This window comes from Salidesulfovibrio onnuriiensis (assembly GCF_008001235.1).
Classification (GTDB): Bacteria; Desulfobacterota; Desulfovibrionia; order Desulfovibrionales; family Desulfovibrionaceae; genus Pseudodesulfovibrio; species Pseudodesulfovibrio onnuriiensis.
The window spans coordinates 590,423-612,476 of record NZ_CP040751.1; the positions used below are offsets into that span (position 1 = coordinate 590,423).

At 59.1% G+C, this 22,054-nt stretch carries 23 protein-coding genes; 16 read left to right on the plus strand and 7 right to left on the minus strand.

Features of this window, described 5'->3' with window-relative positions; all coding sequences use genetic code 11:
• Positions 1 to 67: 67 nt before the first annotated feature.
• Complete coding sequence (gene queA / locus FGL65_RS02710; RefSeq protein ID WP_147819535.1) at positions 68 to 1,168, minus strand: tRNA preQ1(34) S-adenosylmethionine ribosyltransferase-isomerase QueA; 1,101 nt, start codon at positions 1,166 to 1,168, stop codon at positions 68 to 70.
• Between the two features lie 146 nt (positions 1,169 to 1,314).
• Here queA and FGL65_RS02715 point away from each other — a divergent pair, with 146 nt between their 5' ends.
• The 8 genes from FGL65_RS02715 (at position 1,315) to FGL65_RS02750 (ending at position 8,530) form a co-directional block, all read left to right on the plus strand.
• Positions 1,315 to 2,001 (plus strand): MerR family transcriptional regulator, encoded by a 687-nt coding sequence (locus FGL65_RS02715; protein ID WP_147819536.1) that lies wholly within the window; start codon positions 1,315 to 1,317, stop codon positions 1,999 to 2,001.
• A gap of 12 nt (positions 2,002 to 2,013) precedes the next feature.
• Positions 2,014 to 2,478, plus strand: a complete 465-nt coding sequence (locus FGL65_RS02720) for a hypothetical protein (protein WP_147819537.1) — start codon at positions 2,014 to 2,016, stop codon at positions 2,476 to 2,478.
• Between the two features lies 1 nt (position 2,479).
• Positions 2,480 to 3,706 (plus strand): bifunctional phosphopantothenoylcysteine decarboxylase/phosphopantothenate--cysteine ligase CoaBC, encoded by a 1,227-nt coding sequence (gene coaBC / locus FGL65_RS02725; RefSeq protein WP_147819538.1) that lies wholly within the window; start codon positions 2,480 to 2,482, stop codon positions 3,704 to 3,706.
• 287 nt (positions 3,707 to 3,993) lie between these two features.
• A complete protein-coding gene (locus tag FGL65_RS02730) occupies positions 3,994 to 4,377 on the plus strand; it encodes a hypothetical protein (RefSeq protein ID WP_147819539.1) in 384 nt (127 codons plus the stop codon).
• 45 nt (positions 4,378 to 4,422) lie between these two features.
• Positions 4,423 to 5,736, plus strand: coding sequence for an NfeD family protein (locus FGL65_RS02735; RefSeq protein ID WP_147819540.1), 1,314 nt, complete (start codon positions 4,423 to 4,425; stop codon positions 5,734 to 5,736).
• Between the two features lie 19 nt (positions 5,737 to 5,755).
• Positions 5,756 to 6,523 (plus strand): slipin family protein, encoded by a 768-nt coding sequence (locus tag FGL65_RS02740; protein ID WP_147819541.1) that lies wholly within the window; start codon positions 5,756 to 5,758, stop codon positions 6,521 to 6,523.
• A complete protein-coding gene (locus FGL65_RS02745) occupies positions 6,520 to 7,527 on the plus strand; it encodes an NAD-dependent epimerase (RefSeq protein WP_147819542.1) in 1,008 nt (335 codons plus the stop codon). The genes FGL65_RS02740 and FGL65_RS02745 overlap by 4 nt, the downstream gene beginning before the upstream one ends.
• A gap of 226 nt (positions 7,528 to 7,753) precedes the next feature.
• Positions 7,754 to 8,530 (plus strand): ParA family protein, encoded by a 777-nt coding sequence (locus FGL65_RS02750; protein WP_147819543.1) that lies wholly within the window; start codon positions 7,754 to 7,756, stop codon positions 8,528 to 8,530.
• A 39-nt stretch (positions 8,531 to 8,569) separates the two neighbouring features.
• On the opposite strand, the gene FGL65_RS02755 is transcribed toward FGL65_RS02750, so the two are convergent.
• The gene (locus FGL65_RS02755; protein WP_147819544.1) at positions 8,570 to 8,989 is read right to left on the minus strand and encodes a hypothetical protein; all 420 of its coding nucleotides are present in this window, start codon (positions 8,987 to 8,989) and stop codon (positions 8,570 to 8,572) included.
• A gap of 97 nt (positions 8,990 to 9,086) precedes the next feature.
• Here FGL65_RS02755 and FGL65_RS02760 point away from each other — a divergent pair, with 97 nt between their 5' ends.
• The 3 genes from FGL65_RS02760 to FGL65_RS02770 all read left to right on the plus strand — a co-directional run bounded on the left by FGL65_RS02760 (position 9,087) and on the right by FGL65_RS02770 (position 12,490).
• A complete protein-coding gene (locus tag FGL65_RS02760; RefSeq protein WP_147819545.1) occupies positions 9,087 to 10,004 on the plus strand; it encodes a ParB/RepB/Spo0J family partition protein in 918 nt (305 codons plus the stop codon).
• 132 nt (positions 10,005 to 10,136) lie between these two features.
• Positions 10,137 to 11,129, plus strand: a complete 993-nt coding sequence (gene rfaE1 / locus FGL65_RS02765; RefSeq protein ID WP_250645552.1) for a D-glycero-beta-D-manno-heptose-7-phosphate kinase — start codon at positions 10,137 to 10,139, stop codon at positions 11,127 to 11,129.
• A gap of 38 nt (positions 11,130 to 11,167) precedes the next feature.
• Positions 11,168 to 12,490 (plus strand): ATP-dependent 6-phosphofructokinase, encoded by a 1,323-nt coding sequence (locus FGL65_RS02770; protein ID WP_147819547.1) that lies wholly within the window; start codon positions 11,168 to 11,170, stop codon positions 12,488 to 12,490.
• 49 nt (positions 12,491 to 12,539) lie between these two features.
• On the opposite strand, the gene FGL65_RS02775 is transcribed toward FGL65_RS02770, so the two are convergent.
• From FGL65_RS02775 to FGL65_RS02790, 4 genes are all read right to left on the minus strand, one after another.
• A complete protein-coding gene (locus FGL65_RS02775) occupies positions 12,540 to 12,932 on the minus strand; it encodes a hypothetical protein (protein ID WP_147819548.1) in 393 nt (130 codons plus the stop codon).
• Between the two features lie 10 nt (positions 12,933 to 12,942).
• Complete coding sequence (locus tag FGL65_RS02780) at positions 12,943 to 13,188, minus strand: helix-turn-helix domain-containing protein (RefSeq protein WP_147819549.1); 246 nt, start codon at positions 13,186 to 13,188, stop codon at positions 12,943 to 12,945.
• Between the two features lie 194 nt (positions 13,189 to 13,382).
• The gene (locus FGL65_RS02785) at positions 13,383 to 14,990 is read right to left on the minus strand and encodes an ArnT family glycosyltransferase (protein WP_147819550.1); all 1,608 of its coding nucleotides are present in this window, start codon (positions 14,988 to 14,990) and stop codon (positions 13,383 to 13,385) included.
• Between the two features lie 80 nt (positions 14,991 to 15,070).
• Entirely contained in the window at positions 15,071 to 15,484 is a 414-nt protein-coding gene (locus tag FGL65_RS02790) for a MarR family winged helix-turn-helix transcriptional regulator (RefSeq protein ID WP_187170504.1), read from the minus strand.
• A gap of 544 nt (positions 15,485 to 16,028) precedes the next feature.
• Here FGL65_RS02790 and FGL65_RS02795 point away from each other — a divergent pair.
• From FGL65_RS02795 to larB, 3 genes are read left to right on the plus strand one after another with little or no spacing between them, the layout of a single operon-like run.
• Entirely contained in the window at positions 16,029 to 17,348 is a 1,320-nt protein-coding gene (locus FGL65_RS02795; protein ID WP_250645553.1) for an MATE family efflux transporter, read from the plus strand.
• A gap of 45 nt (positions 17,349 to 17,393) precedes the next feature.
• Entirely contained in the window at positions 17,394 to 18,158 is a 765-nt protein-coding gene (gene larE, locus FGL65_RS02800) for an ATP-dependent sacrificial sulfur transferase LarE (protein WP_147819553.1), read from the plus strand.
• Entirely contained in the window at positions 18,155 to 18,895 is a 741-nt protein-coding gene (gene larB, locus FGL65_RS02805; protein ID WP_147819554.1) for a nickel pincer cofactor biosynthesis protein LarB, read from the plus strand. The genes larE and larB overlap by 4 nt, the downstream gene beginning before the upstream one ends.
• An 82-nt stretch (positions 18,896 to 18,977) precedes the next feature.
• On the opposite strand, the gene thiC is transcribed toward larB, so the two are convergent.
• A complete protein-coding gene (thiC, locus tag FGL65_RS02810) occupies positions 18,978 to 20,282 on the minus strand; it encodes a phosphomethylpyrimidine synthase ThiC (protein WP_147819555.1) in 1,305 nt (434 codons plus the stop codon).
• A 289-nt stretch (positions 20,283 to 20,571) separates the two neighbouring features.
• Here thiC and larC point away from each other — a divergent pair, with 289 nt between their 5' ends.
• Positions 20,572 to 21,348: a nickel pincer cofactor biosynthesis protein LarC gene (gene larC / locus FGL65_RS02815; RefSeq protein WP_147819556.1), complete on the plus strand. Its 777-nt coding sequence runs from the start codon at positions 20,572 to 20,574 to the stop codon at positions 21,346 to 21,348.
• Positions 21,341 to 22,006, plus strand: a complete 666-nt coding sequence (locus FGL65_RS02820) for a DUF3431 domain-containing protein (RefSeq protein ID WP_147819557.1) — start codon at positions 21,341 to 21,343, stop codon at positions 22,004 to 22,006. The genes larC and FGL65_RS02820 overlap by 8 nt, the downstream gene beginning before the upstream one ends.
• The last annotated feature ends 48 nt before the right edge of the window (positions 22,007 to 22,054 follow it).

Below are 22,054 nucleotides of genomic sequence, written 5' to 3' on the forward strand. Positions count from 1 at the left end.
GGCTCTCCCCGGAGCCCTGAAAAGCTGACTTTCGCCGGACGGCCAGGATTGAGGGAACAATCCGCGCTCAACGTATGAGCATTGCGTCACCGTAAGAGAAGAACCGGAAGCCGTTGTCCAGGGCTGTCTTGTAGGCTTCGAGTATCGTCTCTCTTCCAGCCAGAGCCGACACCATAATAATTAGCGAGCTTTCTGGCAAATGGAAGTTGGTCAGCAGCCCGTCCACCATGCGGAATTCGTAGCCGGGATAGATGAAAATATCCGTTTCGCCCTTGAATTCGCGGATTTCTTTGCATTCGGAAAACATGCCCTCCAGTGTGCGGGCGCTGGTGGTGCCCACGGCGATGACCGGCCTTCCCTCGGCCTTGGCCTTTTTGATGGCCTCGGCTGTTTCACGTGGAACTTCGATGTATTCCTTGTGCATGCGATGGTCGCGGATATCCGGGCAGCGCACCGGGCTGAAGGTGCCGTAGCCAACGTACAGCGTCACCTGCGCCCATTCGAAGCCCATGCCAGCAAGGCGTTCGCGCACCTCGGGGGTGAAGTGGAGCCCGGCCGTGGGCGCGGCCACGGACCCGGCCTTGGAGTCGTCCGCATAGGTGGTCTGGTAGCGTTCGGCGTCGGCCTCGGTGTCGGGCCGCTTGATGTAGGGGGGCAGGGGCAGGTGCCCCGTGGAGCAGATGAGCCGCTCCAGGTCCCCGCGCCAGCGCAGAGTGACCCACCACTTGCCGAAATCCCCCTGTTCCTCGGGGATCACTTCCAGGTCGTCCAGGATGGTGATGACCGTCCCCTTCTTGGCGGGCTTGGAGGAACGCAGCAGCCCCTCCACGCGGGCCTGCATCCAGTCGCCGTCCTGTTGCCCTTCAATGAGGGGCAGGGGGGTCAGCAGCAGAAATTCGATCCTGCCGCCCGTGGGCTTGGTCCCGAACATGCGGGCCGGAATGACCTTGGAATTGTTGGCCACCAGCAGGGCGCCCTTGGGCAGCAGGTCGGGCAGCTCCCTGAATTCGGCCAGGCCCAGGGAACCCTCGCCCCGGTCCAGCACCAGCAGTCGCGACGCGTCGCGCTGGTCCGCGGGCTGCTGGGCGATCCTTTCCTCGGGAAGATGGTAGTCGTAACTCTCCAGCTGGAAGTCCGGAGAGACGTTGTCGGTGTCGTTTTTCGGCATGGGCGGGATCGTAAGGAGGAGCGCCTCTGTTGGCAAGCGATACCATAATATATGTCGAATCCCTGTGATTTCAGTCGATTACGCTTTTTCCTGGCTTCTTTGTTGTAATGGGTTGTAATTGGTGGATTTCATGGTATTTCTTAGCAATGAACTGGCTCACTGTTGCTGAGATCGCGAAATCGACCCGCATTCCCGCCCCGACCGCGCGCCGGTATGCTTCCCTGTTCAAGGATTTTCTGAACGGCCGGAAGATCGGCAGGGTGACCAAGTATCCCGAGGAATCCATTTCTGTTTTCCAGCGGATCTCCGACCTCTATGCCGAAGGGCGCGTCACCCACGAGATCGAGGAAATGCTGCGCGGCGAGGTTCCCCGGACCATCGATGTCGCCCATTCCGGCAACGGCGGCCTGGATGCCCACGGCGCGGAAAGCGCCCTGGAACTGGCCGGCGTGTTCAAGGGCATGATGCAGAAGGTTGCCGACTGCATGGAGGTCATTGCCGACCAGAAGACCCTGATCGAGAGCCAGCAGCAGGACATCCAGAAGCTCAAGACCGCGTTCGTGCTCCTGGCCCGAAGCCAGAAGAAGCTGCGCGCCCTGCCGGAAGCGGGCGTCACGGCCCTGCCCGAGGAGGTCATCAACAAGACCCGCGAATTGGAACGCAAGGACGCCGAGCTTGAGGAGATGGCCCTGGGCCTGTCCTTTGACACTTCCGACATCAAGGTCAAACTCCAGATTCTCGAGAACGAGCTGGTCCGGCTGCGTAAGGACCGCCGCGAGATGGAGAAATACCTTCAGGATAAAATCGAAAAGCTCCGGGATTCCGGAAACTAGACGGAGGCTTGCATGCGTATGTTTTCCAGATTTGTCGCGGTTCTGTTCATCCTGGCCCTGCTTGGGGCCTGCACGCCCAAGTCCACCTCCTCCGGCGACAGCGGCTCAGAGCCTGCGTCGCAGAGCTATGAGAACCTGAATTTTTATTATGATTTCGACGATATACTGATCCCCAAGGAACTCGATTTCCAGCCGGACGAATCCCACACCCTGGACAACAAGAAGTTCCGCGCAGGCATCATGCGTTTCACCGGCAGGGTGGACATCCAGGATCTCATCCAGTTCTTCATCAACAACATGGCCAAGGACAATTGGGAGCGCACCGCCACCATCAAGGGCAAGGTTTCGGTGCTCAGCTTCGAAAAGTTCAACAAGAGCTGCGTCATAAAGGTGGACGACACCTTTGCCAAGGCCACGGTGACCATTATTGCCGTGGAGACCAAGGACGGCAGCTCGGAAACAAGTCTTGGCAAGTAGCATGCAGGAACATTTCCGTTTTGCCGGGTTCATGGGCAAGCGCGTCCATCTCGGCGTTTCAGGCAGCATTGCCGCCTTCAAGGCGCTGGAAATTTTGCGCCTTTTGCAATCGGCCGATTTGACCGTTTCCGCCACGCTGACCGAATCCGCCCAGAAGTTCGTCACAGGCCTCAGCTTCGAGGCCCTGGGCGCTTCGCCGGTCTATACCGGCATGTTCGAACGCCTGGGCGGCGGCCAGGAAAGCCCGTTCGGGCACCTGGAGCCGGGTGAACTGTGCGACGCCATGCTCATTGCCCCGGCCTCGGCCACGACCATGGCCCGGCTGGCCTTCGGACTGGGCGACGACATGCTCTCCTGCCAGGCCCTGGCCTTTCCCGGCCCCAAGATCGTGGTCCCGGCAATGAATCCGCGCATGTGGAACGCTCCGGCAACCCAACGCAACTGGCTGATGCTCAAGGATCTCGGGTATATTTGTATCGAGCCCGACTCCGGCCTGGTGGCATGCAAGGAAGAGGGCAAGGGTCGCTTCCCGGAATACGAGGAGATCCTGCCCGTGGTCCTGCGCGCCCTGAGCCCACAGGACCTGGCCGGGAAAAAGGTGCTCGTCACCCTAGGCCCCACCCGCGAGCAGTGGGACGCCGTGCGCTTCTGGTCCAATCCCTCCAGCGGCACCATGGGCGCCTGCATGGCCATGGCCGCCTGGCTGCGCGGCGCAGAGGTCACGGTGGTGGCCGGTCCCACCTCCATGAAATTTCATTCCGGCATGGGCGTGGTGCCCGTGCAGAACGCCCGCCAGATGTACGAGGCCTGCCACGATGTCTGGGCCGACACGGACATTGCCTGCTGCACCGCTGCGGTGGCCGATTACCGGCCCATCCTCCACGGGGAAGGCAAATTCAAGAAGGAAGGCTCGCAGGAAGGGCTTACCGTACGCTTCGAGACCAACCCCGACATCCTCAAGTCCCTTGGGGAAAGCAAGCGGGAAGGACAGAAGCTCATCGGTTTCGCCGCCGAAACCTCCGACTGCCGTGAAGAGGCGCAGCGCAAACTGGCCAGAAAGAACCTGGACCTTATCGCCTGCAATCGCATTGACCAGGACGGCAGCGGTTTCGGCGTGCCCACCAATCAGGTCTTTGTGCTGGACAACGAAGGACGCCGGGAGCAGTGGCCCCCGCTCCGCAAAACCGAGGTTGCCTGGCGCTTATGGGATCACCTGCTTCTCGCCTAGATATTCCTGAACACCTCCGCCCCTGGTACGACCTCGGTCTGGAATACGTGTTGCGCCCCGAGAGGGTATGCGAAGAGGCCACTGCCGAGCAGGCTGAGCCTGTCCAGCCGCGCGCGGCCCAACCGCGGCAGCCTGCGCAGCAGCCCTCCGCGCCTTTGCAGCGGACACAGCCCGGGCAGCCGCAACCGCAGCAGTGCAGGCCCACGCCCGCACCGCCTGTCGGCGGCACGCCTTTTTCGGCTCCGTGGGATCGTTTCGCGAAAATGGCCCCGGCCGGAGCCCGGGTCATGATCACCTATGCCGAACTGGGGCACGACCTCACCGGCAACGCCGACCCTTCCCGTGGACAGCTCATGCGCTCCCTGCTGGGGTTCCTCAAGTGGCCCAAGGGAACTTCCATGTTCTGGCCCTGCACCCTGCCGTGCGACGGCAACCTCGTGCCGCAGACCCGCATGTTCTGGGCCGGCGTCCAAAAGTTCCGCTGTTCCACGATCCTCTGCTTCGGCTCGGAAGCCATGCGCATTATTTATCCCCAGGTGCAGCCCGGCCAGAACGTCATCATGCTCGAGCAGAGTAGCATCCATCTCCTACCTTCCGTGGCCGAACTGGCGGCCAGACTTCCCCACGAACAACAGCTTGCCGTTGCCTCCATAGCCGCTTTGCGCATATAGTTCCGGTATTCTTTCGTTCCCTTCCCGAAACCGTGTGGAGGTTTCATGGCACGACTGACCCTGGTTCTCTTTGCGTTGCTGCTTGTCCTGCCGCTGTCCGCGCAAGCCGCCCCATTCAGGGTGCTGCGCGTGGATCTCGATGCGGCCATCAGCCCGGCCCAGGAGGAGATGTTCGGCGCGGCCCTGAACGAATGCCTGGACAGGAAATGCGACATGCTGCTTTTGGTGCTGGATACTCCCGGCGGATTGGGGGAATCCATGCGGCGCATGGTCAAGGCCATGCTCAATTCTCGGGTACCGGTGGGTGTCTGGGTCGGCCCTTCCGGGGCACGCGCCGCTTCGGCGGGGGTGTTCCTGGTGGCCGCTTCTTCCGTGGCGGGCATGGCCCCGCAGACAACCATCGGGGCGGCATCTCCCGTGAACCTGGGCGGCAAGGATATGGACGAGACCATGGCCAGGAAGGTCCAGAACGACTTCATGAGCCTGGTGCGCGGTGTGGCCGAGGCAAAGGGGCGCAATGCGGCCTGGTATGCCGAGGCAGTGGAGAAAAGCGTTTCCATCACTGCGCACGAGGCTCTTAAGGCCAGGGTCGTTGAAATCGCGGCCGGGACACCGGAAGAGTTCGTGGCCGGAGCAGGGGAGCGGGGCATTCCCTTCAAGGACGGAACCGTCGTCTTCAGCCGGGACGATATCCGGTTGGAATCCCATGATCCCGGATTTCGCTACCGTTTGCTGTCCTGGCTCATGCATCCCCAGATCGCCTATCTGCTTCTGCTGGGCGGCATGCTCGGGCTCTTCATCGAGATCACCCATCCCGGCACGGTTTTTCCCGGCGTCTTCGGCGGCATCTGCCTGCTTGTATCCATGTACGCCCTTTCCGTGCTGCCCACCAATATTGCGGGCATACTGCTCATTCTCTTCGGACTGGTGCTTTTCGGCCTGGAAATCAAGATCGTCAGCTACGGGCTTTTGTCCGTGGGCGGGGTGTCGTGCCTGTTCTTCGGGACCGTAATCCTGTTCCGCGACGAGTTCGGGTATCTGCCCATTCCCCTGTCCGCCATTTTCGGCCCGCTCATATTTTTTACCGTGGTGGTGGGATTTGTTGTCTACCTTGTTGCCAAGGCCCAGAGGAAAAAACAGGCCAGCGGCATGGTTTCCATGATCGGTTTGACCGGCAGGGTGCGTCACTGGAGCGGGAAAACCGGGACAATACTGGTAAGAGGCGAAATTTGGGCCGCAAAGGTCCTTCAGAGCGATTTTACCCCTTTGGTTGAGCAAGAGGTCAAAGTCGTCGGAATAAGCGGCCTGACGCTCGATATCGAGCCATGCAACCAGGAGCCCTTGGCAGACAAGGGCTGACAGCGAAAAGGAGTCTTCGATGTACACGTATCTGCCCATTATCGTGCTGGTGGTCGCCTTTTTGGCGGCGGCGCTCAAGGTTTTGAACGAATATGAACGCGGCGTCGTGTTTCGGCTCGGCAGGGTCATCGGCCAGAAAGGGCCGGGCCTTATCATCCTCATTCCGGTCGTCGATCGCATGGTCAAGGTCTCGTTGCGCATCCTGACCCTGGATGTGCCAAACCAGGATGTCATCACCCGGGACAACGTCAGCGTGAGCGTCAACGCGGTGGTCTATTTTCGCGTGGTGGATCCGGTCAAGGCCATTCTGGAGATCGAGGACTACATGTTCGGCACTTCCCAGCTTGCGCAAACCACGCTTCGTAGCGTATGTGGGGGCGTCGAGCTTGACGATCTGCTGTCCCACCGCGACAAGGTCAATGACCGGATTCAGTCCATACTGGACCAGCACACGGACCCGTGGGGCATCAAGGTCAGTACCGTCGAGGTCAAGTACATCGATCTGCCGCAGGAAATGCAGCGGGCCATGGCCAAGCAGGCCGAGGCCGAACGCGAACGCCGGGCCAAGGTCATCGGGGCGGAGGGTGAATACCAGGCCGCCAACAAGCTGACCGAGGCCGCCAAGATCATCAGCGCCCATCCCGAGGCTTTGCAGCTCCGCTATCTGCAGACCATGCGCGAGATGAGCTCCGAGAGCAAAACATCGACCATCATTCCTGTGCCGCTGGATTTCATTAAAATGTTGAACCCCAACTTTGCATCACCAAAGGACACGGACAAACCATGAAGATACTCGTGACCGGCGCTGCCGGCTTTATCGGTTTTCATCTTTCCAGGCGTTTTCTTGAAATGGGCCACGAAGTAGTGGGCCTGGATGTCGTCAACGACTATTACGACCAGAATCTGAAATGGACCCGCCTGGACATCCTCAAGAAGAGCGACGTGTTCAAGCACGCCCATATCGACATGGCCGACAACAAGGCCATGGAGGATCTCTTTGCCGCGGAAAAGTTCAACCGCGTGGTCAACCTGGCCGCCCAGGCCGGCGTGCGCTACAGCGTGGAGAATCCCCGCGCCTATGTCGATTCCAACGTGGTGGGCTTCCTGAACATCCTGGAAGGGTGCCGCCACAATCAGGTCGAGCACCTGGTCTATGCCTCTTCCAGCTCGGTCTATGGCATGAACACCACCATGCCGCTTTCCCCGCATGAAGCGGTCGATCATCCCATGAGCCTGTATGCGGCCACCAAGAAATCCAATGAAATGATGGCGCATTCGTATAGCAATCTGTATGACCTGCCCACCACCGGGTTGCGCTTTTTCACGGTCTACGGCCCCTGGGGCAGGCCGGACATGGCGTTGTTCCTGTTCACCAAGAATATTATCGAGGGCAAGCCCATTAACGTGTTCAACTACGGCAAGATGCGCCGTGACTTCACCTTCATTGACGACATCATCGAAGGCGTTGTCCGCGTGACCATGAACACCGCAGCACCCAATCCCGCCTGGGACGGAGCCAATCCGGATCCGGCCAGCAGTTCCGTGCCGTACCGCATCTACAACATCGGCAACAACAAGGTGGTGGAGCTTTCCAGGTACATCGAAGTGCTCGAGGAATGCCTGGGCAAGAAAGCGGAGATCAACTACATGCCCATGCAGCCGGGCGATGTGCCTGCCACCGAGGCCAATGTGGATGACCTTGTCCGCGACGTGGGATTCAAGCCGGACACCTCCATTGAAGAGGGTATTAGCAAGTTTGTCGAGTGGTACAAGGACTACTACAAGGCATAATTCATCACTTGATCATCAGAGCCCCGGCTTGGCCGGGGCTTTTTTTTGCCTTTTTTGCGTCTCAGGTTCTGTTCGTCCTTGCCATGAGAATTCTTTCGGTCTAGAAATTTCAAAGTCGGTATGATCATGTGTTTCACGTGAAACATGATGATCAGACCGTAATTGTTTCACGTGAAACAATCTGATTGTGAGCAAGAACATATCGCGAAGACCAGGGGGCGACTCAGTGGCAAGACGAATTGTGATCGCGAATCAGAAGGGTGGGGTGGGGAAGACCACCACTGCCGTCAACCTTGGCGCCTCGCTGGGCGTCATGGAAAAAAAGGTGCTTATCGTGGATTGCGATCCGCAGGGGAATGCCTCCAGCGGGCTGGGGTTCTACCCCGGCGACAAGCGCGAAAACATTTATTCCGTGTTGTTTTCGCCCAAGGATGTGCACAAGGCCATCTATGATTCCGGGGTCCCGTATATGGATATCCTGCCGGGTACTCAGGACTTGGTGGGCGCGGAAATCGAGCTGGTGGACAAGTTCGGGCGAGAGTTTTTTCTCAAGGAATTGCTGGATGAAGTGGACGATGAATATGACTTCATCCTCATCGACTGCCCGCCGTCCCTTGGCCTGCTGACGGTCAACGCCCTGTGCGCCGCCCGCGAGCTGCTGGTGCCCCTTCAGTGCGAGTATTACGCATTGGAAGGCATTGCGCAGTTGCTGATGACATACGAACTGGTCCGCAAGCGTCTGAATCCTGAACTGGATATCCTGGGCGTTGTCCTGACCATGTATGATTCGCGCAACAGGCTTTCCTGGCAGGTCAAGAACGAGGTGCGCAAGGCCTTTCCCCAGCACCTGTTCGAAGTCATCGTGCCCAGGAACGTGCGCCTGTCCGAGGCACCCAGTTTCGGCAAGCCGGTCATCAATTACGACGTCAAGTCCAAGGGCGCCGAGGCCTATCTGGCCCTTGCCCAGGAAGTGGTTCGGAGCAAGACCGAACATTCGTCATAAAAAACCCCGCCGGAGCGGGGTGGAGAGTCGTGGCGGGTATTAGTACTGCCCTTCTTTTCGTAGATCTTTTTCACGATAGGGTTGGTTTTCCACCTTGATGGTGTCCTTGAAATGCTTCTTGGTGATTTTTGCGTGGCATTTCTGGCAGGTGAAGGAGACCAGCCCGGCCAGGTTGGCCGAGGAGAGCCGGAATTTGCGTGGATTGTCCTGTTGCCAGTTCTCCGTGGATTCCCCGCAGTTGTCGCAGTGAACATCGGTGTCCACCGCGTAGGGGAAATCCCAGTACTCCTTGAGCGTTTCCCAATCCGCCAGTGGCTCGGGGCGCTCGGGAGGGGCTTCCTGGATGTTCAGGGCCTTGAGCACGGTCGGTTTGATGGAGGCCCAGGCGTCGGCGGTCAGCAGACAGCCGATCAGGTTGCCGTCCTTGTCGAAAAGTTCCGTGAAATGATCGCTGCTCATGGCGGCTCCTTTAGTTGTGAATTGGTTGCACAGGGTTATAGGCATTAAGCGCCCGATGGGCAAGTGGCTTGAACCCGAGAGATAAGTGAGGAAAGATATGTCCATGAACAAAGGTCTTGGCCGTGGTTTGGATGCATTGCTGGGCGGCGTCCGGGAAGAGGAAGAAAAAGGTCTGGAAGCCGCTTCCGTGCAGATGATCCCCGTGAGCTCGGTGGTCGCCAACCCGTATCAGCCGCGTCGGGAGTTCGATTCCGCCGCCCTGGACGACCTTGCGGCCTCCATCAAGGCCCAGGGGGTTTTGCAGCCCATCCTGGTGCGCCCTGTGGGTGATGATCGCTATGAACTTGTGGCCGGGGAGCGCAGGCTGCGCGCCTCCAAGATCGCGGGCCTGGTGGACGTTCCCTCCCTGGTGCGCGAGATGAACGATCAGGAAAGTCTGGCCATCGCGCTCATCGAAAACCTGCAGCGCGAGGACCTGAACCCCGTGGAAGAGGCGCTCGGCTACCAGCAGCTGCAAAAGGAATTCGGCCTGAGCCAGGACGAGCTTTCCCGGCAGGTGGGCAAGAGTCGTTCCGCCGTGGCCAACTCGCTTCGGCTCCTGAACCTGCCCGAGGAGGTTCAGCAGCATATCCAGATGGGGAAAATTTCCGCGGGCCATGGCCGTGCGATCATGGCGATCACAGAATCCGAGCCGCAGGCGGACCTTCATGAGCGGATCATGGAAAACGGGCTCACCGTGCGTCAGGCCGAGGCGCAGGCCTCGTTCTGGAAGCAGAACGGCCGCCTTCCGGGCGCCGACGAGGTGGGAGCCCCGGTCAAGTCCGCTGGAGCGACTTCTCACAAGGAGTCTTTGGACCCTTCCATGCAGGAACTACAGGCCGTACTCTGCGAGAGCCTGGATCTTGCGGTCAAGGTTTCCGGTTCCCAGGAAAAAGGGCGGATTACCTTGTCATATCGGCAGGGAGACGAATTGCGTTCGCTGTTGGAGAAGCTTGGAGTCGAGAGCCCGTTCTAGGCGGTTTGCATATCGCCGGAAGGCAGACATGTTTGAACTGAATTTGATTCTGATTGATTCGAACAGGCAACCTTGGGCCGCAGGATGCGCCGTGATCAAGTCCCAGGCGCGCGGCAAGGAGCTATGACATATATGAAAGAACTAGTAAGGAATATGGCCGGGAAAAAGGTGATGATCCTGGGCGATCTCATGCTCGATCATTACATGGTTGGTTCGGTGGAACGCATTTCCCCGGAAGCGCCCGTGCCGGTGGTGCGGGTGGAACGCGAGAAGTTCCTCATGGGCGGCGCAGGAAACGTGGCCATGAACATCGCCGCCCTGGGCGGTGCGCCCATGCTTGTGGGCGTGATCGGCGACGACAGGGAAGGGGATGAGCTCAAGACCTTGTGCGAACAAGCGCAACTCTCTGTGAACCTACTGACCGACCCGAACCGGCCGTCCACCAAGAAGACTCGCATCATCGCGCAAAATCAGCAGATATGCCGGGTGGACAGCGAAGACAGCGGCCCTTTGAGCGAGGCGTTGCTGGACCAACTCTTCAAGTATCTGCAAGCTGAACTGCAACAGTACCCCGTGGTCATTCTTTCCGACTATGGCAAGGGATTCATTTCCGCGCCGTTCATGGATCGCTTGAATGCGCTGCTGGAAACCATGTCCAGGCGTCCTCTTGTCCTGGTGGACCCCAAGATCGTCAACTACGATCTGTACAGGGGCGTGGATCTGCTGACCCCCAACACCAAGGAAGCCGGGGAGGGGGCAGGAATCCTGGTCACGGACAAGCCCTCGGTGCTACGCGCCGGCGAAGCGCTTTTCAGGCGTCTCGACTGTAAGCACCTGCTGATCACCCTGGGACCGGACGGCATGGCCCTGTTCCATGATCGCGAGCATATTCAGCATATTCCGACTTTCGCCAAAAAGGTCTTCGACGTGACCGGAGCCGGTGATACGGTGATCGGGGCCTTGGGCCTGGCCCTGGCGTCGGGAGCCGACCTTTTGAGCGCCTGTACCCTGGCCAACCATGCCGCGGGCATAGTGGTGGGCCAGGTGGGCGCAGCCACGGCCTCGGCGCAGGAGCTGCTCGAGGAAGTGGAATGCCATTCCGGCCATCCCGTTTCGACCTGGTAGTGAACTTCGTGAACAAATCGTAATACGGGGGAATATTCATGGGCACCAAGAAGAAAAATGACCAGACAGCCATTCGGACCCTCGGACCGGCCAAGATCGATACCTGTATCCCCATGTGCCGGCCCGTGGACGAATCCAAACCCATGATCGTGACGCTCACGGCCGACGACATCGAGAATCTCACGGATGATCATGTCACGCTCGAGCTGGAGGCGGCGGGACCCCGGGAAAAGCTCTATTTCGATCCCTCCAAGACCAAGTGCGCCATCGTCACCTGCGGCGGCCTGTGCCCGGGCATCAACGACGTGATCCGGGCCATCGTCATGGAGGCCTACCACAACTACGACGTCGCCTCCGTGGTTGGCGTCCAGTTCGGCCTGCGCGGGTTCATTCCTGAATATCAGTTCGATTTCATCGAGCTGACCCCGGACCGTGTTGCGGACATTCACCAGTTCGGCGGCACCATCCTCGGCTCGTCCCGCGGGCTGCAGGCCCCGGACCAGATCGTGGACGCGCTGGAGCGCTCCAACATCAACGTGTTGTTCATGATCGGCGGCGACGGGACCATGAAGGCGGCAAAGGCCATTGTCCGCGAGATCGACAAACGGGGCCAGAAGATATCGGTCATCGGAATCCCCAAGACCATCGACAACGACATCAATTTCGTGACCAAGTCCTTTGGGTTCGACACGGCCGTGGAAAAGGCCACCGAATCCATCCAGTGCGCGCACGTGGAAGCCGTGGGCATGCAGAACGGGATCGGCCTGGTCAAGCTCATGGGCCGGGAATCCGGGTTTATCGCGGCCCAGTCGACCCTGGCCCTCAAGGAAGTCAATTTCGTGCTTATTCCGGAAAAGAAGTTCGAGCTGCACGGGGAGGGCAACTTCCTGCAATCCCTGGAAAATCGGCTCAAAAATCGGGGCCATGCCGTGATCGTCTGCGCCGAGGGCGCTGGCCAGGAGCTTTGCCCGGACTACGGCAAGCCGGATGAGTCGGGCAACCCGGTCCTGGGCGACATTTGCGGGGTGCTCAAGAAGGAGATCAAGGAATACTTCGGCAAGCTGGGCATGGAGTACGGCATGAAGTACATCGATCCCAGCTACATTATCCGTTCAGTGCCCGCCAACGCCAACGACCGCATCTACTGCGGCTTCCTGGGCCAGAACTCGGTGCATGCGGCCATGTCCGGCAAGACCGGCATGGTGGTGAGCATGCTCCAGAATCGCATGATCCATCTGCCGCTGGAACTGGTCACCGAGCGCCGCAAGAAACTGAATACCAATTCCGCGTATTGGCGGTCCGTGCTGGAGTCCACCGGGCAGGAGGATTTCTGCAAGATGGACCCCACCTGCAGGAGATAAAAAAAGGGAGCCGAAAGGCTCCCTTTCTCATGGCAGGTGAAAAGGCTTTCTATTCGTTGGCGGCCAGCTTGCGGCGGACGTGTTCGTAGACCGTGCTGGAGGCGGAGCGTTCGGATTCGATGGCCAGTGTCAGCAGTTCCAGGAGGAGATCGGTGTCGTAGTCCATTTCCAGGCCGCCGTTGTTCACACGGCAGGTCTCCTGGCCCGGCTGCACCGTGTAGGCTCTGCGCTCGCGGGCATGGCCTATGGCGGAGATGATGCTGTAGGCGTATGCATCGGAGTCGTTCTTGTAGAGTTTCTCCATGGTCAGCATGCCCGTGTCGTCATTGAAATACATTTCCTCGCCGACCAGATGCCCCTTGAAGGGCAGATCCTCGCCGAAATCGTTGGGAAGGCTTACTTCCAGGACCGGATCGTGTCCGGCCATCTTCTTCACTGCCATTATCTGCTCCTTACTCCAGAGGGAGTTTAAGCTGTTTGGGTCCCTTGGTTTCCTTTTTGGCCACCTGGACCTCTTTCCAACCATGTTCAATAAATTCAAGCAGTGAAGCCTCTGCGACACGCCACTGACTCCCGATCTTGATGGCCTTGATGCTGCCAGCCGTCACCAGCCGGTACGCGGTGCGGTAGTGCACTCTCAGGGCATCGGCCACTTCCTGAATCGTCAGAAGTGCAGGTGTGTTAGGGGTGTCTTGCATGGCCGCACTGTCTACTGTTTATACATACAAGGCAAGTATTGTCATAATCAGACAATAAATGTCAACAAAGTACAACGCAGCACAACAGAGTCTAGACTTTTTCTAGGCAGTCGCTATGCGATTGCTTTACAGGGCGTTAGGGAAAGGTTGCTTTCCCGGGCCTGAAAACAGAGCAAGATTATAAAGGACTCAGATCAGAACGAGCCACCTTTTCGGGGCCAATAGCCGTTGTAGCCTCGGCACAGGAAAATGGTGAATGTCCGCGCCGGCATGCCGTTGTAGGTGGTGTGGACCGGAATGGGATCGCTGATGGACTCGAACATCTTTTCGATGTCCGGGTAGGTCCCTTTTTCCAGTTTCTTGCGGACAAAGATGGCGTCCCAGCCGATCTTGTCCTGGGGACCGTTCCATATGTCGTATTGGTTCATGCGCCGATTCTGTACCCAGGCGCAATAGGTGCGCGGCTGGCCGGGGACGTAAAAGGCCAGCGCAGAGGTCATGTCGTAGAGTTCCGAAAAAATAAAGACCTTGTCGGGGTTCGCGAACCGGGTGAGGCGGAGGTCTTCGACGGTCTGCCCCAACTCCTCCCAGCCCTTGAGCCGGTTGGTGATATTGTATTCCCGGGGAATGGGCAGCAGGTGCGCCGTATGGACAAGCAGGAATATGGCCAGGGAAAGTGCGGCAAGGAAATAGATTCCCCAGGATTTGATTCTGCGAGCACGCAGCAGGGAGTCCAGTCCGTGTGCCGCCAGCATGGCGCCGGCCACATAGCTGACGGCCGACCAGTTGGGCATGATCTTGGTGTGGAAGCTCCAGGCAATGAAAAAGAGCCAGATAGGCCAGAAAAAGGTTGCCAGGAGCAGGGACTGGCGCTGGTCCACCTCCGGGCGTTCGCGAAAGGGACTGACAATCGTATTGCGGCAGTAAGCGCCGACAGCCTTGATGCCGCCGTAGAGCATGAGCAGCAGCCACCAGGGCGTGGCGAGCCCGAACTGGGATCCGATGTAGTCCGGGAAACGGTCGAAGCGGATCAGCGGGGCATCGGAACCGCCGACCCCTGCCAGGTGGGAAACGTGCTTGAAACCCACGAAGCCGTTCTGCACGTTCCATATGAGGATGGGCAGGAAGCCGATGACCAGGCCTGCCCCGAGAGCCGTGAACAGGTATTTCCAGAAATGCCTGGGGGTAAGGTCCCTGCGGCGCAGGGCGAATCCGTAAAGGAAGGCCAGGCCGCCAAAGGCCAGCATCATGTATTTCGCCAGGATGCCCAACCCGAAAAGCAGGGCCAGGACGGCAAAAGGCCAGATTCTCGCCTTGGTGCTGGGCGGAGGAAGATTCTTCTTGGGTGTGCTGCCCAGGTAAAGGCAGGCCATGGAACTGGCCCAGCAGAAAATCAGGCTGTTGTCCGTGGTCATGAGCAGGCCCAGGGCCATAAACAGGACCATGGTGTCGGTGATGAACAGGGTCCACAGTCCCAGGTCGGGCCTGCGCCAGGATCTGGATAAGAAGAGGAAGAGAATTGTCTGGGTGCAGGCGAACCCGAGAATGGAACCGAACCGGACGCCCAGTTCCGTATTGCCGAATATGGTGGTCCAGAACTTGATGATCAGTGCGATCAGCGGACCCTTGGAGTAGTAGCTCATCTGGAGATGGCGGGTCCAATCCCAGTACTGGGCCTCGTCCTGGACCAGGTTGAGCTGGCCGGTGGCGGCAAACCAGGTGCGGACTGCAAAGGGGACCAGAATGAGCAATGCGGCCCACAGGGCCGGGCGGGTCTTGAGCGATTGTACGATTGTTTTCATGCGGCGTCTCCGGTGGGTGGTCTTCTACCCAATGGCGTTGCTCCTGTCCACATGGGCTCCCTTGCTCGGGTGGGTCAAGCTTACTGGACCTCGTCCGCCAGGATCATGGCGGGGTCCTGCAAGTCGGCGAGAATCTGCTGGTTCATTTGCGCCAGAATTCTTCGAAAATAGCTGAGATCATTGACGGAAAGCCCCTTTTCGCAAATGTCCCTGACATCCGTCAGTGCGGCCTCGACCACGGATCGGACCTTCTGGCCCCGCTCGGTAAGGTAGTAGACGCATTTTCGTAGATCCAGAGGGTCGCGCTCCATGCGTAGCAATTTATCCCGTTCCATGCGCTTCAAGGTATTGGCCAGGGTGGGCTGCTCCACATGGACTTTTTCCAGCAAGTGCTTCTGGCTGATTCCGTCCTGTTCCCACAAACACAGGAGCAAGGGGATTTGGCCCGGACGGATGTCATAAGGGGCCAGTTTTTGTCCCAGATTCTGCCGCAAAAGCCTTCCGAATCGTTCCAATGAGTAAAAGAGGTATATATTATATTGGAATGGCATGCTTTTCTCCTGATTAAATAGCATACGATATAAATATGATAGCATGCTATATGGATGGCATCAACCAGCATTCCTCAGAAAAAGCATGCATGGCCTGCAAGGACAATAGGAAAAACTGTAAAAAATGGTTAAACAGGGCTTGAGTTGTGATTGGTAATGAAATATGTATGCGCCTCATTGAGGATGAAAGTCCTTGAAACCCAACAGAGGAGTCACGATGAACACCCAGGCAATTTACAACATCCACTGCGTCAGTCTTGTACGAGACTTGGCTTCGTTGGATCGTCCTAGGTGTCGTGTTTCCTGAGTTCGGGAGCACATAACTGCACGCATTCTAGGGCGGTCCGGAAACGGGCCGCCTTTTTTGATCGAAATAATCAGGAAAAACGAAAGACTAATCATATACAAATTCGAAAGGTACACACTCATGTTGCAAAGATGGGAAGCAAAAAATGGATACAGGGAGGCCTTCAGGATAGGGTTGCCCTTGGTCATCAGCATGGCCTCGCACACGATCATGATGTTCACGGACAGGGTCTTTTTGGGGCGTTACAGCATCGACGCCCTGGCGGCGGCCTTCCCGGCCAGCATGACCAATTTCCTGTTCTTCTCCTTTTTTCTGGGGACGCTGGAGTATGTCGGGGTCTTCGTGGCCCAGTACACGGGAGCCATACGCCATGAGCGCGTCGGAGCCGCCCTGTGGCAGGGGATCTTCTTCTGTATCCCCGCGGCGCTGATCATGGCGCTGCTGGGCCTGAACGCACACGGGATTTTTGAGCTCGTGGGACATGCCCCGGCGATCCGGCAATTGGAGGCGGATTATTTCAGCATTGTCTGCCTGGGAAGCTTCTTCCCGCTGCTGTCGGTGGTCTTTTCCACGTTCTATTCGGGCAGGGGGATTACCAAGCCGGTCATGTTCGTGAACATGTTCGCGGCGGCCGTGAACATCCCCCTGGACTGGATGATGATCAACGGATACGGCCCGTTCCCGGAGATGGGAATCAAGGGCGCGGCCCTGGCCACGGTCTTTGCCGGCACCATCAACGCCCTGATTCTGGGCAAGATGCTGTTCACGGCCGAGCACAACCGCAAGTACGGCATTCTGCGCAACTGGCGTCTGGATTTCGACCTTCTCAAGCGGTTCCTCAAGTTCGGGCTTCCGGGCGGAGCCCAGTTCTTCCTGGACATGTTCGCCATTTCCTTTTTCGGGTTCATGGTCGGGCAGTTCACGCGGGCGGAACTTGCAGCCACGAACATCGCCATATCCATTGATACCCTGGCCTTTCTGCCCGCAGTGGGCATGTCCATTGCCGCAAGCATCATGGTGGGCCAGTCCATGGGACGCGGAGACCTGCAGGGCGCGCGGTACGCGACCAACAGCGTGCTGCATCTGGTCATGGTCTATATGGTCGCCATGGCCGCGGTGTTCATCTTCGCGCCCGGGCCGCTGCTCGGGCTGTTCAAGACCACGGGCATGAGCGACGCGGAATTCGCGCCCATCATGGCCATGGGCGCCGTGTTCCTGCGCTACGTTGCCGCCTTCACCGTGCTGGACGCGCTGCTCAACGCCTACATGGGCGGGCTCAAGGGCGCCGGGGACACCCGGTTCATCATGTGCGTCATGGGCAGCCTGGCCGTATTCGTCATGATTCTCCCCATGCTGCTCGTGTTCAAGTACACGGATCTGGGCATCCATGGTCCCTGGCTCTGTCTGGTGGCCTATGTCGCCATCATGGCCGTCATCTTCGTGATCCGCTTCCGGAGCGGCGCCTGGCTCAGGCACCGGGTCATCGAGGAGGCGCACTAGGCAAAGGCGCTTGGACTCGAGGCCGTACTAGGGTAGGTTGCCGGCATGGACTGGGAACTGCTGAAGACCCATATGAAGAAACACGCCCCCGAAAAGGGAGGACCCGTCGTGGTCGCCTTTTCCGGGGGCGTTGACAGTTCCGTGGTCGCCCTTGCCGCCCTGGATGCCTTTGCTTCGCGATCCCTGGCTTTGACCGTGGACACCGGACTTGTCCTGGGCCATGAGCTGGAGCGGGCCGGAAACGTGGCCGCACTTATGGGGATGTGGCACAAGGTGCTGCCCGTGCATGTGCTGCATGACCGGCGGGTCGCGGAAAACGGTCCTGAACGCTGCTATTGGTGCAAGCGTTCGATTTTCGAGGCAATTCGGGAAACCTTCGGCGAGAATGCCGTGCTCATGGACGGCACCACGGCCGATGACGATCCCGCCAGGCCGGGCATGCGTGCGCTTTCGGAGTTCGGGGTTGTTTCGCCCCTGCGTTTTGCGGGGGTGCCCAAGGACAAGGTCCGGTCCCTGGCCCGGGAGCGGGGATTGCCCAACCACGACCTTCCTTCAAACAGCTGCCTGGCCACCCGTGTGCCGATGGGGCAGCCCCTGGACAGGCGGGTGCTTTTCGTGGTGAATGCAGTGGAAAACCGGCTGGTTGCAGCGGGGGTGGATGACCTGCGCGCCAGGGTTGATGAGCTGATGATGACCATATGGTATCCCAGCCGCCACGCGGGAATTGTGGCAGGGGAAAGGAAAAATGTTCAGGAGATGATCGCGTCTTCCGTGCTGGAGGGGGTGGTTTTCAAGGAGTGGCGGACATGAGCATGGACGAGTTGCTGGAGCGCTTCAAGCAAGGGCTGGTCGACGTTGACGAGGTCAAGCGCGAGTTGCTCAGGCAGACCTATATCGATGCCGGATGCGCCAAGCTGGATACCCACCGGGCCATGCGCAAGAATCACCCGGAAGTGGTGTTCTGTCAGGGAAAGACCTGCGATCAGCTCGTGATCATCTATGGGGAGCTTCTGGCGCGGCATGGCCGGGTCCTGGGCACGAGGGCCTCGCGGGAACAGTATGAGGCCGTTTCGGGGCAGGTTCCGGGGACGGCATATGACAAAACCTCAGGCCTGCTCTGGGTGTGCGGCGAGCAGCCGGATCCACGGGGCAAGGTGGTTGTCGTTTCCGCAGGCACCACGGATATCCCGGTCGCCGAGGAGGCCGCCAAGGTTGCGGAGTACATGGGCAGCTTCGTGGAGCGCCACTACGACTGCGGCGTGGCGGGCATTCACCGCCTGTTTTCCATTGCGGATTCCTTTGTGGACGCCAAGGCGATCATTGCCGTGGCGGGCATGGAAGGAGCCTTGCCGTCCGTTGTGGGCGGCATTGCGGCGGCTCCGGTCATCGCCGTTCCCACCAGCGTGGGATATGGCTCGGCCTTTGAAGGGCTTTCGGCCCTGCTGACCATGCTCAATTCATGCGCACCGGGTATTTCCGTGGTCAACATCGATAACGGTTTCGGCGCGGGATACCTGGCGCACATGATCAATGCCCAAAGCCGCTAGCCGTCCGCAACCCGTAGAAAAGACGACATGAAAAAAGGCCCGCCGTAGGCGACGGGCCTTTTCCTTTCAAGCGTTGGACCCGTTACTGGTCCAGATTGAGATCCTCGCCCGCCATGACGCGGTTCATGTTGCGCACCGCGCACATCTTGCCGCACATGGAACAGGTGTCCTCATGCTCGGGCTTGGAGGAATCCCGGTATTCCTTGGGCTTGACCGGGTCCATGGCCAGTTCGAACATCTTGCACCAGTCGATGGCGGCGCGGGCCCGGGACATATTATCGTCCCAGTCGCGTGCCTCGGGCACGCCCTTGCCGATATCGCCCGCGTGGGCCGCGATGCGAGTGGCGACAATGCCTTCCTTCATGTCTTCCAGGGTGGGCAGCCGCAGGTGCTCGGCCGGGGTCACGTAGCACAGGAAGTCCGCGCCCGCGTTGGCCGCGATAGCCCCGCCGATGGCCGCCGTGATGTGGTCGTAGCCCGGGGCCACGTCCGTGACCAGGGGACCCAGCACATAGAAGGGCGCGCCGTGGCAGAGCTTTTTCGCCAGGGTCACGTTGGCTTCGATCTCGTTGATGGCCATGTGGCCGGGACCTTCGATCATGACCTGGACGTTGCGTTCCCAGGCGCGCTTGGTCAGCTCGCCGAGCACGATCATTTCCTGGATCTGGGTGGCGTCCGTGGCGTCGTGCAGGGAGCCGGGGCGGCAGCCGTCCCCGAGGCTCAGGGTCACGTCGTGCTTTTCGCAGATGTCCAGGAGTCGGTCGAAGTGCTCGTAGAATGGGTTTTCCGCGTCGTTGAGCTTCATCCAGGAAAAGAGCAGGGAACCGCCCCGGGAAACGATGCGGGTCAGGCGCTCGTCGCGTTCCACGATTTCGGCGGCCTTGCGGTTCAGCCCCGCGTGGATGGTCAGGAAGTCCACGCCGTCCGCCACGTGCTGTTCCACCACGTTGAAGAACTCGTTCACGGTGATGTCCTTGAGATCCTTCTCAAGGAATCCGACAGCGTCATAGATGGGCACCGAGCCGATCATGGCCGGTGATTCCTGCACCAGTTTGGAGCGGAATTCCTGGGTTTTGCCGAAGCAGCTCAGGTCCATGATGGATTCGGCCTTCATGGACAGCGCATGGCGCACCTTTTCCATTTCCTGATCCACGTCATCACAATCCTTGGAGATTCCGAGATTGACGTTGATCTTGGTGCGCAGCCCCCTGCCCACGCCCTCGGGATCGATATTGGGGTGGTTCCGGTTGCAGGGGATGATGGCGTGCCCGACGGCGATCAGCTCCATCAGGCGTTCGACGGAAATGCGTTCCTTGGCGGCGACGCATTTCATTTCCTTGGTGACGATACCCTTGCGGGCCGCGTCCATTTGGGTTGAATAACTCATGAAATCTCCTCTAGCCGTGGGACAGGATATCCATTGGGGTGGATATTCGTGGGAGGAAGCTTCATCCTTCGTAGCGGCGCTGTCAAGGAAACGTGTGTTTTAATGCCTTTCAGGCCGCACGTGTCCTTGCTCCCGCATGCGGAGAAAGGTATAGAGAAGAAGGCGGTGAAGGCTGTGCTTGATCACTGTCATCATTAGATTTTCATCGGCAAAAGATCACGGGTGTGGACCGGCGGCATATTGGAGTCGTTTGGAGACAGCCTGGAAAAAACACAAGGTGGAAAAAGAATTGCGTACACTGTTTCTGGACTGCACCACCGGGGTGAGCGGCGACATGCTGCTGGCTTCCCTGACCCATGCCGTGGATGAACTGGAGGGTCCGGGACAGGGCTTTTCCGTGCTGCAATCCGAGCTCGAAAAACTCGACCTGAAGGGCTTTGAACTGGACGTTCGGGAGCGAAAAATCGCGGGAATCATGACCCGTTTTTTGGACGTGCGCCAGACCTCGGACCAGCCGTTGCGGCATCTTGCGGATTTGACTCGGATCATTGAAGGTGCCGACCTTTCCGAATTCGTGGCCTCCCATAGTCTGGAGGCAGTAAAGGCCTTGGCAAATGCGGAATCCAAGGTGCACGGCACCACCGTGGACCATGTTCATTTCCATGAAGTGGGGGCCGTGGATACCATTGTGGATATTGTTGGAGCCGTGGCTCTGGTCGCGCATCTTCAAGCCGGGAAAATCGTCGCTTCCGCCGTGGACCTGGGCAGCGGATTCGTGGAAATGGCCCATGGCCGTCTTCCCGTGCCGCCGCCCGCCTGCGCCGAGCTTGCTAAAGGCATGGTCACCTTTGCTTCCAACTCGGGCATCGAGCGGGCCACGCCTACGGGGCTGGCCTTGATCAGAACCCTTGCCCAGGGTTTCACAACGTTGCCTTTGGGTGAGTTGCAGGCTGTTGGATACGGTTGTGGTTCCCGCTCCGGGGATGATCAACCCACCTACGTGCGAGCATTCGTGATCAACGAGGTGTGCGAAGAGTCGGTCCTGGCGGAGCATGTTCATGCCTGAGAGTGTGCAGGTCGTCATCGCGAAATATCGCGAAGATGTCTCCTGGGCTGAACGTCTGGGCCTGTCCTACATTGTGTACGACAAGAGCTCCGAACCGCTAACCGATGCGCGCCGGCTGCCGAATATCGGTCGCGAGGCCCATACTTATCTGACCCACATCGTGGAGCAGTGGGAGAGCCTGGCCGGGCACACGGCCTTTGTGCAGGGCAATCCCTTCGACCACCTGAATGATCACGGAAAAGCCGATGTCCAGGAGCTTCGGTCCATGATCATGGACTGCGTGGAGCGCAATGTCCCGTTCCGGGGTTTTGCCTGGTTCCGGCTTCGGTGCGACGGTCTGGGCAGGCCCCATGACCTGGGGAATCCGGAAAACAGGGGACGCTGGCCCGGCTGGGGAAAGGACATTCCTGTGGCCGAGGTCTTTTCCAGGCTCTTTGCCGCCGAGCCTCCCCGGGAGTTCATCGCCAGGGCCGCGACAGGCCTTTTCTGCGTCTCGGCCGAACGCATCCGGACCCGGCCCCGGGAGTTTTACGAATATGCCTTGCGGTTGGTTGCGGAAGATCCCCGGGACACCGAAAACACGGGCCACGCCCTTGAGCGGCTCTGGCAACTTGTTTTTAACGGCAACCGTGCGTGGAACAAAGATAAGTATTTCTAACGCCCAGGCCTGGGCCGCCCGTGCCGCCGGATGCGGCGCACATTGTGG

What these genes read in the sequence shown, in the direction of transcription:
- queA (WP_147819535.1), bottom strand. Translation starts at nt 1,168, where the DNA reads ATGCCGAAAAACGACACCGACAACGTCTCTCCGGACTTCCAGCTGGAG.
- FGL65_RS02715 (WP_147819536.1), top strand. Translation starts at nt 1,315, where the DNA reads ATGAACTGGCTCACTGTTGCTGAGATCGCGAAATCGACCCGCATTCCC.
- FGL65_RS02720 (WP_147819537.1), top strand. Translation starts at nt 2,014, where the DNA reads ATGCGTATGTTTTCCAGATTTGTCGCGGTTCTGTTCATCCTGGCCCTG.
- coaBC (WP_147819538.1), top strand. Translation starts at nt 2,480, where the DNA reads ATGCAGGAACATTTCCGTTTTGCCGGGTTCATGGGCAAGCGCGTCCAT.
- FGL65_RS02730 (WP_147819539.1), top strand. Translation starts at nt 3,994, where the DNA reads ATGATCACCTATGCCGAACTGGGGCACGACCTCACCGGCAACGCCGAC.
- FGL65_RS02735 (WP_147819540.1), top strand. Translation starts at nt 4,423, where the DNA reads ATGGCACGACTGACCCTGGTTCTCTTTGCGTTGCTGCTTGTCCTGCCG.
- FGL65_RS02740 (WP_147819541.1), top strand. Translation starts at nt 5,756, where the DNA reads ATGTACACGTATCTGCCCATTATCGTGCTGGTGGTCGCCTTTTTGGCG.
- FGL65_RS02745 (WP_147819542.1), top strand. Translation starts at nt 6,520, where the DNA reads ATGAAGATACTCGTGACCGGCGCTGCCGGCTTTATCGGTTTTCATCTT.
- FGL65_RS02755 (WP_147819544.1), bottom strand. Translation starts at nt 8,989, where the DNA reads ATGAGCAGCGATCATTTCACGGAACTTTTCGACAAGGACGGCAACCTG.
- FGL65_RS02760 (WP_147819545.1), top strand. Translation starts at nt 9,087, where the DNA reads ATGTCCATGAACAAAGGTCTTGGCCGTGGTTTGGATGCATTGCTGGGC.
- rfaE1 (WP_250645552.1), top strand. Translation starts at nt 10,137, where the DNA reads ATGAAAGAACTAGTAAGGAATATGGCCGGGAAAAAGGTGATGATCCTG.
- FGL65_RS02770 (WP_147819547.1), top strand. Translation starts at nt 11,168, where the DNA reads ATGGGCACCAAGAAGAAAAATGACCAGACAGCCATTCGGACCCTCGGA.
- FGL65_RS02775 (WP_147819548.1), bottom strand. Translation starts at nt 12,932, where the DNA reads ATGGCAGTGAAGAAGATGGCCGGACACGATCCGGTCCTGGAAGTAAGC.
- FGL65_RS02780 (WP_147819549.1), bottom strand. Translation starts at nt 13,188, where the DNA reads ATGCAAGACACCCCTAACACACCTGCACTTCTGACGATTCAGGAAGTG.
- FGL65_RS02785 (WP_147819550.1), bottom strand. Translation starts at nt 14,990, where the DNA reads ATGAAAACAATCGTACAATCGCTCAAGACCCGCCCGGCCCTGTGGGCC.
- larE (WP_147819553.1), top strand. Translation starts at nt 17,394, where the DNA reads ATGGACTGGGAACTGCTGAAGACCCATATGAAGAAACACGCCCCCGAA.
- larB (WP_147819554.1), top strand. Translation starts at nt 18,155, where the DNA reads ATGAGCATGGACGAGTTGCTGGAGCGCTTCAAGCAAGGGCTGGTCGAC.
- thiC (WP_147819555.1), bottom strand. Translation starts at nt 20,282, where the DNA reads ATGAGTTATTCAACCCAAATGGACGCGGCCCGCAAGGGTATCGTCACC.
- FGL65_RS02820 (WP_147819557.1), top strand. Translation starts at nt 21,341, where the DNA reads ATGCCTGAGAGTGTGCAGGTCGTCATCGCGAAATATCGCGAAGATGTC.